At 66.6% G+C, this 7,500-nt stretch carries 8 protein-coding genes (1 of these 8 only partly in view); 4 read left to right on the top strand and 4 right to left on the bottom strand.

The window, feature by feature from the left end:
• On the top strand, positions 1-804 hold the 3' portion of the coding sequence (locus tag JNO53_RS08715) for a retroviral-like aspartic protease family protein (RefSeq protein WP_238401779.1). Its footprint begins 198 nt before the window's first position; 804 of the gene's 1,002 nt are visible here — the last part of the coding sequence; its start codon lies beyond the left edge, outside the window; its stop codon occupies positions 802-804.
• 53 nt (positions 805-857) lie between these two features.
• Positions 858-2,672 carry an ABCB family ABC transporter ATP-binding protein/permease gene (locus JNO53_RS08710; RefSeq protein WP_203109789.1) on the top strand — a complete coding sequence of 605 codons (1,815 nt, stop codon included), beginning with the start codon at positions 858-860 and terminating at the stop codon, positions 2,670-2,672.
• A gap of 279 nt (positions 2,673-2,951) precedes the next feature.
• Here JNO53_RS08710 and JNO53_RS08705 read toward each other — a convergent pair whose 3' ends face one another.
• The 4 genes from JNO53_RS08705 to JNO53_RS08690 all read right to left on the bottom strand — a co-directional run bounded on the left by JNO53_RS08705 (position 2,952) and on the right by JNO53_RS08690 (position 5,878).
• A complete protein-coding gene (locus JNO53_RS08705) occupies positions 2,952-3,347 on the bottom strand; it encodes a GFA family protein (protein ID WP_203109787.1) in 396 nt (131 codons plus the stop codon).
• 52 nt (positions 3,348-3,399) lie between these two features.
• Positions 3,400-4,701, bottom strand: coding sequence for an ATP-dependent protease ATPase subunit HslU (gene hslU, locus JNO53_RS08700; RefSeq protein WP_203109785.1), 1,302 nt, complete (start codon positions 4,699-4,701; stop codon positions 3,400-3,402).
• Between the two features lie 128 nt (positions 4,702-4,829).
• Complete coding sequence (gene hslV, locus JNO53_RS08695) at positions 4,830-5,390, bottom strand: ATP-dependent protease subunit HslV (protein WP_274380872.1); 561 nt, start codon at positions 5,388-5,390, stop codon at positions 4,830-4,832.
• 44 nt (positions 5,391-5,434) lie between these two features.
• Positions 5,435-5,878, bottom strand: a complete 444-nt coding sequence (locus tag JNO53_RS08690; RefSeq protein WP_238401778.1) for an outer membrane protein assembly factor BamE — start codon at positions 5,876-5,878, stop codon at positions 5,435-5,437.
• Positions 5,879-6,091: 213 nt separating this feature from the next.
• Here JNO53_RS08690 and JNO53_RS08685 point away from each other — a divergent pair, with 213 nt between their 5' ends.
• Both JNO53_RS08685 and JNO53_RS08680 read left to right on the top strand, forming a co-directional pair.
• Positions 6,092-6,610, top strand: coding sequence for a ubiquinol-cytochrome C chaperone family protein (locus JNO53_RS08685; RefSeq protein WP_203109781.1), 519 nt, complete (start codon positions 6,092-6,094; stop codon positions 6,608-6,610).
• Complete coding sequence (locus JNO53_RS08680; protein WP_203109779.1) at positions 6,607-7,122, top strand: YceD family protein; 516 nt, start codon at positions 6,607-6,609, stop codon at positions 7,120-7,122. The genes JNO53_RS08685 and JNO53_RS08680 overlap by 4 nt, the downstream gene beginning before the upstream one ends.
• Positions 7,123-7,500: the final 378 nt, after the last annotated feature.

The following is a 7,500-nucleotide window of genomic DNA, read 5'->3' as shown; positions in this document are numbered from 1 at the left end:
GTCACGATCGAGGGCCAGGGCCCGTTCCGCTTCATGATCGACACCGGCGCGCAGGCGACCGTCGTCACCCGCGGGCTCAGCGACCGGCTCGGGCTCAAGCCGCTCGGCAGCGCCACCGTGGTCGGCATGGCCAGCGCGCAGCGGGTTCAACTGGTCGAGCTCGACGGACTCGAATTCGCCGCGCGCACGTTCGACGACCTCCACGCCCCGCTGCTCGAGGCGCAGCACGTGGGCGCCGACGGCATCATCGGCCTCGATAGCCTGCAGGATCTGCGCGTGCTGATCGACTTTCGCGAAGGCACGATCGCGGTCGACGATGCCGAGGCGCTGGGCGGCAATCGCGGCTACGAGATCGTCGTGCGCGCACGGCACAAGCTCGGACGGCTGATCATCGCCGACGCGCGGATCGACGGGGTGAAGACCGCCGTGGTGATCGACACCGGGGCGCAGGGCAATCTTGGCAATCGCGAGTTGCAGGAGCGGCTGCGAGCGAAAAAGCGGGAGCAGGTGCGCTCTACCGACGTCCATGGCGTCGATCTCGTCGGCGATCTCGATTTCGTCGATTCGCTCAAGATAGACGAGTTCGTGATCCAGAACCTGCCGATCGCCTTCGCCGACGGCCCTGCGTTCGCCGCACTGGGGCTTGACCGGAGACCGGCACTGATCCTCGGCATGCGCGATCTGCGCCTGTTCGACCGGGTGGCGATCGACTTCGAGTCGCGCACCGTGCTGTTCGACATGCCGCGTGGGTATGCCTCCGGTAACCGCGGGATGCGCTTCGGCGGGATCCCGACCCGCTTCTAGCGAGCTCGTCCATCCGTTGAACCGGCGGAGCGGCGTCGCCACATAGGCGCGCGATGCCGCCCGACACACCCTCCCTCGCCCCCGCCAATCACGACGGGTGGGCGACGATCCGGCGGTTCCTCCCTTATCTCTGGCCACGCGACAATGCGGCGCTGCGGCGGAGGATCGTCATCGCGCTGCTGCTGGTGCTGGCGGCGAAGGCCGTCACCCTCGCCCTCCCCTACGCCTACAAGCGCGCGGTCGACGCGATGACGACGCCGGCGAACGAAGCGGCGATGGTCGCGCTCGCTTTCGTCATTGCCTACGCCGCGGGCCGCTTCGCCTCGGTCGGCTTCGACAACGCGCGCAACGTCGCGTTCGAGCGCGTCGGCCAGGAAGCGACCCGGCATCTTGCCGAGGATACCTTCGCCCGGCTCCACCGCCTGTCGCTGCGCTTCCATCTTTCGCGCCGCACGGGCGAGGTCACCAAGACGGTCGAGCGCGGGACCAAGAGCATCGATTCGATGCTCTATTTCCTGCTCTTCAACATCGCGCCGACGGTGATTGAGCTGCTCGCGGTGGCGGTGATCTTCTACCTCAACTTCGGCTGGGGCCTCGTGCTCGCGACCGCGGTAACGGTTGCGGCTTACGTCGCGGTCACGCGCTGGATCACCGAATGGCGCACCAAGCTGCGCAAGGAGATGAACGACCTCGACGGCCTCGCTCTCTCGCGCGCGGTCGATTCGCTGCTCAACTACGAGACGGTGAAGTACTTCGGTGCGGAAGGGCGGGAGCGCGAGCGATACGGCCGCGCCGCGCGCGCCTATGCGGAGGCGGCGATCCGCAGCGAGAATTCGCTCGGCCTGCTCAACGTCGCGCAGTCGCTGATCACCAACCTGCTGATGGGCGGCGCGATGGCCTACACCGTCTGGGGCTGGAGCAAGGGCGAGCTGACCACCGGCGACCTCGTCTTCGTCAACACATACCTCGCGCAGCTCTTCCGCCCGCTGGACATGCTCGGTTGGGTCTACCGCACCGTGCGCCAGGGGCTGATCGATATGGCCGCCATGTTCGAGCTGATCGATACCGAGGCGGAAATCGAGGACACGCCAGGCGCGCCGGCGCTGGTCGTGCGCCGGCCGAGCGTCGCGTTCGAGAATGTCGTGTTCGGCTACGAGCCCGAGCGGACGATCCTTCACGGCCTCAGCTTCGAAGTCCCCGCCGGCGCGCACGTCGCGATCGTCGGCCCTTCGGGCGCGGGCAAGAGCACGATCGCGCGGCTGCTGTTCCGCTTCTACGATCCGTGGTCGGGCCGCATCGTGATCGACGGACAGGACATCGCACAGGTCACGCAAGCCAGCCTGCGCGCCGCGATCGGCATCGTCCCGCAGGACAGCGTGCTGTTCAACGACACGATCGGCTACAACGTGGCCTACGGACGCGACGGCGCGACACACGACGAGATCGTGCGCGCCGCGCGCGACGCCGCGATCATGCCGCTGATAGAGCGCCTGCCCGACGGGTTCGAAACGGAAGTCGGCGAGCGCGGCCTGAAGCTCTCGGGCGGGGAGAAGCAGCGCGTCGCGATCGCCCGCACGCTGGTCAAGAATCCGCCGATCCTGCTGCTCGACGAAGCGACCAGCGCACTCGATTCGCGCACCGAGCAGGACATTCTCGCCACGCTTCACCGCGTGAGCGAGAACCGCACCAGCCTGTCGATCGCCCACCGCCTGTCGACCATTGCCGATGCCGACGAGATCCTGGTGATGGAACACGGCCGCCTCGCCGAACGCGGCAGCCACTCCGCCCTGCTACGCGCGGACGGTCTCTACGCAGAGATGTGGCGCCGCCAGCAGGCCGAGAGCGAAGTCAGCGAAGCGGCCGAGTAGAGGTAGATCCTCCCCATTTTTGCGCAGCACAAATGGGGAGGTGGCGCCCGCCGCAGGCGGGTGACGGAGGGGCACTGGCGCGCGAAACCCCTCCACCACGAGCCGCTTCGCGTCTCGCGGTCCCCCTCCCCATTTGCGCCTTCGGCGAAAATGGGGAGGATCAGTAGATCCGGAAACCGACCGCCAACCCAGTTTGTCATCCCCGCGAAAGCGGGGATCCATGGACCACCGTCAGACCATGGGGATGACAGGGGTGAGGCAAATGGGAGCGCCTAATTTCTACCCCGGATACCGATCGAACCGCGGCAACTCGCCCAGCGTCGCTTCCCACGGGAGCTCGTCCGCCACCTGAACGTGGATCTGCGGCGGATAGTTCTCCGGATCATCCAGCGTCGCGGTCTGGATGTCGACCAGCCCCGGCAACACTTTCTCGTTCACGTAGTAGAGCCCGGTGCCGCAGGCGCCGCAGAAGTAACGCTCCGCATCGGCCGAGGACCGGTACAGCGCCGGCTCGCCCTCGACGATCGTGAACTCGTCGCTCGCGACCGCCATCCAGGCCACGCCGGCCGCGCCCGCGCAGCGGCGGCAGTCCTCGCAATGGCAGACCGAAACATGCCTCGGCTCGCCCTCGACCCGATAGCGCACCGCACCGCAATGGCATCTGCCGCCCGTCATCGCATGTCTCCCTCTGATTCGATCGGGAGAACATATCGGGTACGCAAGTGCGCTACAAGATATACTTCGAAAGGTCGCTGTCGCCCGCGAGTTCCTCCAGCCGCTCGCGCACGTAAGCGGCGTCGATCGTGACCGTTTCGCCCTGATGGTCCTCGGCCTCGAAGCTCAGTTCCTCGAGCAGCTTTTCCATTACCGTCTGCAAGCGGCGCGCGCCGATGTTCTCGACGCTCTCGTTCACCTGCGCCGCAATACGCGCGATCTCCCGCACCGCATCGTCGCCCAGTTCGAGCGACACCTGCTCGGTGCCAAGCAGCGCCTTGTACTGCGCCACTAGATTCGCCCGCGTCTCGGACAGGATCCGGACGAAGTCCTCCTCGGTCAGCGCGCGCAGTTCGACGCGGATCGGCAGCCGGCCCTGGAGTTCGGGCAGCATGTCCGAAGGCTTGGCGAGGTGGAACGCGCCGCTGGCGATGAACAGTACATGGTCGGTCTTCATCGGCCCGTACTTGGTCGAGACCGTGGTGCCTTCGATCAGCGGCAGCAGGTCGCGCTGCACGCCCTCGCGGCTGACCGAGCCGCCGCGCACGTCGGAAACCGCGATCTTGTCGATCTCGTCGAGGAAGACGATGCCGTTGGTCTCGGCGTTCTCGAGCGCGACCCGGGCGACGTCGTCCTGGTCCATGCGCTTCTCGGCTTCTTCCTCGACCAGCTTGTCCCAGGCATCCGGCACCTTGAGCTTGCGCCGCTTCATCGGCGTCTTGCCCATCGCCTTGCCGAGCATGTCGGACAGATTGATCATGCCCACGTTGCCGCCCATTCCGCCGAGGTCGAAGGGCATCTGCGGCGCCTCCTCCACCTCGATCTCGACTTCGACTTCGTTCATCGCGTTCTGGACGATCCGCTCGCGGAACGATTCGCGGGTGGCCTCGCTGGCGTTCTCGCCGACGAGCGCTTTCAGCAGTCGGTCCATCGCCGCCTTGCTCGCCGCCTCGCGCACGGCCTCGCGGCGGCGGTCCTTCTCCAGCCGGATCGCTTCTTCGACCAGGTCGCGCGCGATCTGCTCGACGTCGCGGCCGACATAACCGACCTCGGTGAACTTGGTCGCTTCGACCTTCACGAACGGCGCATCGGCCAGCTTGGCCAGACGCCGGCTGATCTCGGTCTTGCCGCAACCGGTCGGGCCGATCATCAGGATGTTCTTGGGCGTCACCTCGTCGCGCAGGTCGGACGAGAGCCGCTGGCGGCGCCAGCGGTTGCGCAGCGCCACGGCGACCGCGCGCTTGGCTTCCTTCTGCCCGATGATGTGTTCGTCGAGAGCGGCGACGATCGCCTTGGGGGTAAGTGCTTCGGTCATTTTCTTCCCATTGCTCTCTCCCCTTCAGGGGAGAGATACGGAGACTTGGCTGCGCAGCAGGCTAGTCGGAGTTGAGAGGGGAGCGCATTGCCCCTCTCCCAAACGCTCTCCCCTGAAGGGGAGAGGGCTTAGACCGTCTCCACCGTCACATTGCCGTTGGTGAACACGCAGATATCCGCCGCGACCGCCATCGCCTTGCGTGCGATCGCTTCCGCGTCGTCCTCGTAAGCATCGAGCGCGCGGGCGGCGGCGAGCGCGTAGTTGCCGCCGGAACCGATCGCGGCGATCCCCGCCTCGGGCTCCAGGACATCGCCGTTGCCGGTCAGCACGAGCAGGGTGTCCTTGTCGGCGACGATCATCAGCGCTTCGAGATTGCGGAGGTACTTGTCAGTCCGCCAGTCCTTGGCCAGCTCGACCGCGGCGCGCATGAGCTGGCCGCTATATTGCTCCAGCTTCTTTTCCAGCCGTTCGAACAGGGTGAAGGCGTCGGCCGTCGCACCCGCAAACCCGGCGACCACCGCGCCGTCCTTGCCGATCCGGCGGACCTTGCGCGCGTTGGGCTTCATCACCGTGTTGCCCATGGAGACCTGGCCGTCGCCGGCGACGACGGTCTTGCCGTTCTTGCTGACCCCGATGATGGTGGTGCCATGCCACTGGATCAGGCCGTGGCTCGCCGCGTTGTCGTCCATGCCGCGCGATATGGGGTTGCGCGCGCGGCGGTCAAGCGAAGTGACTAGACGCCAGGGCCGGCTGCGCCGCCGACGCCCGGGGTGCCGACCTGGCCGATATTGCCGAACAGATCCTCGAAGAACCCGCGCTCGCGGCCGAGCGTCGGTGTCTCGGCGCCGTCGGGGCTGAGGTAGACGACGTCTTCCAGCCCGGACTGTTCGGTCGCGACGACGTTGCCCGAGGCGTCGAACTTCACCGCGAGAACCGAATGCTCGCGGATCGTCGGGCGCACGAAGGGCCGGCGGCCGGTGACGCTGGAGACGTAGTACCAAGTCTCGTCGCCGAACTGGCTGGTGAAACTAGGCCGGCCGAGCGTGGCCGCGACCGAGCGTTCGTTGTCGATGCCGGGCTGGATTGCGGACACGAGCGTCGCATCCTGGATGTAGCCGCGATTCTCGCGGATCGCGCTGCACCCGCCCAGGGCCAGCGCCGCTACGACCGCCGCCATGCCCAAAGCCTTACCTGCCTGCATCGAGAAACCTTCCGAAATCGGCGCACGCGCCTTTTGCCAGACGCGGCGAAACCTTCTATCGGCGCGAGCCTTACGGCGATGCGCGCGTGCTTGCAACTTTGCCGCTTGCGCGCTGTGCGGCGGCGGGGTTGAATTGCCCCTGAACATCGAACCGAACATCGACCAACTCCGGGACGAACACGAACGGCCATGTCACTGCTTACGAAAATCTTCGGTCGCCAGACCGATCCCAGGGACCGGTTCGTGCCGCTGTGGCGCGGCATCGTCGCGATCGCGCGCGAGCCGCAGTGGTATGCCGACTGCGGCGTGGCCGACACGCAGGAGGGGCGCTTCGACATGCTCTCCGCCGTGCTCGCGGCGGTGATCGTGCGGATGGAGCGCGACGAGGGCCTGCGCGCGCAGGCCGCGCTGCTAACCGAGCTGTTCGTCGAAGATATCGAGGGCCAGCTCCGCCAGCAGGGGATCGGCGATCCCACGCTCGGCAAGCGCATGGGCAAGCTGATGAGCGCGCTCGGCGGCCGCATCGGCGCCTATCGTGCGGGGCTCGCAGACACCGGCGATGCGGCGCTGACCGAGGCCGTGACCCGTAACGTCACGTTCCACGAGGCCGGCAGCACGGCCTGTGTCGCCGAGCGGCTGCGCGCGCTCCACCGCGCCTTGCAGGAAACCCCGAACGACGCGCTGCTGCGGGCGGAGATCGCCCGATGAGCGAGAGCGAACTGCCGCGCGTCGTCAAGCTGCGCCAGATCGACGCGCGCCCCATTCGGATCGAAGCGGACGCCGAAGAACGCGCCGCGCTGGCCGAGCGCTTCGGGATCGTTGCGGTGGACCGGCTCGCGGCCGATGTCACGCTGGAGCGCGAAGGCGAGGATGTGGCCGTGTCGGGCCGGCTCGAGGCGGACATCGTCCAGACCTGCGGCATTTCGGGCGAGGATTTTCCGGTCCGCATAGACGAGCCGATCGCCCTGCGCTTCGTCCCCGAGGTCGCACATACCGTGCCCGATGAGGAGATCGAGCTGGAGGAGAGCGAGCTCGACGAGATCGAATACACCGGCGACGTCCTCGACCTCGGCGAAGCGATCGCGCAATCGCTCGGCCTCGCGATCGACCCCTACGCGACCGGGCCGAACGCCGATGCGGTGCGCAAGGAAGCCGGCATCCTCGAGGAAGGCGCCACCGGCCCGCTGGCCGAAGCGCTCAGGGCGCTGAAGAAGGACTGAGCGGCCACCGTCCGACTCTCAAACAAGCACGTCATCCCAGCGAAAGCTGGGATCGGGTGCCGCAAAGTCCAACCAGGCGGAGAGCGATCCCAGCGTTCGCTGGGATGACGGACTTGGATGTCCTCAGAATGGTTATCCCGGGCAAAGGACGTAACTCGTTGGTGTAACTATGAATAAGGTCTTGGTACCGCACAGTTTTTCGTCCGTCCCTCTCACTCAAACGGTAACTACCGCCGCATCCTCATCACTTCTGACCTGACCCCCTGATTTTCCTCCACGTTCGATTAGAGTCCGGCCCTGATGGAAGGACGGACGAGATGAAGCGTAAGAGGTTTTCGGAAGAGCAGATCATCGGCGTGCTGAAGGAAGCGGAGGCGG

This window comes from Altererythrobacter sp. C41, assembly GCF_016803135.1.
GTDB lineage: Bacteria > Pseudomonadota > Alphaproteobacteria > Sphingomonadales > Sphingomonadaceae > Pelagerythrobacter.
The sequence above is the reverse complement of the archived record's forward strand: the minus strand, read 5'-3'. Positions and strand labels throughout refer to the sequence as shown.

Coding starts and splice junctions, on each gene's coding strand:
- JNO53_RS08710 (WP_203109789.1), top strand. CDS start 858: ATGCCGCCCGACACACCCTCCCTCGCCCCCGCCAATCACGACGGGTGG.
- JNO53_RS08705 (WP_203109787.1), bottom strand. CDS start 3,347: ATGACGGGCGGCAGATGCCATTGCGGTGCGGTGCGCTATCGGGTCGAG.
- hslU (WP_203109785.1), bottom strand. CDS start 4,701: ATGACCGAAGCACTTACCCCCAAGGCGATCGTCGCCGCTCTCGACGAA.
- hslV (WP_274380872.1), bottom strand. CDS start 5,390: ATGGACGACAACGCGGCGAGCCACGGCCTGATCCAGTGGCATGGCACC.
- JNO53_RS08690 (WP_238401778.1), bottom strand. CDS start 5,878: ATGGCGGCGGTCGTAGCGGCGCTGGCCCTGGGCGGGTGCAGCGCGATC.
- JNO53_RS08685 (WP_203109781.1), top strand. CDS start 6,092: ATGTCACTGCTTACGAAAATCTTCGGTCGCCAGACCGATCCCAGGGAC.
- JNO53_RS08680 (WP_203109779.1), top strand. CDS start 6,607: ATGAGCGAGAGCGAACTGCCGCGCGTCGTCAAGCTGCGCCAGATCGAC.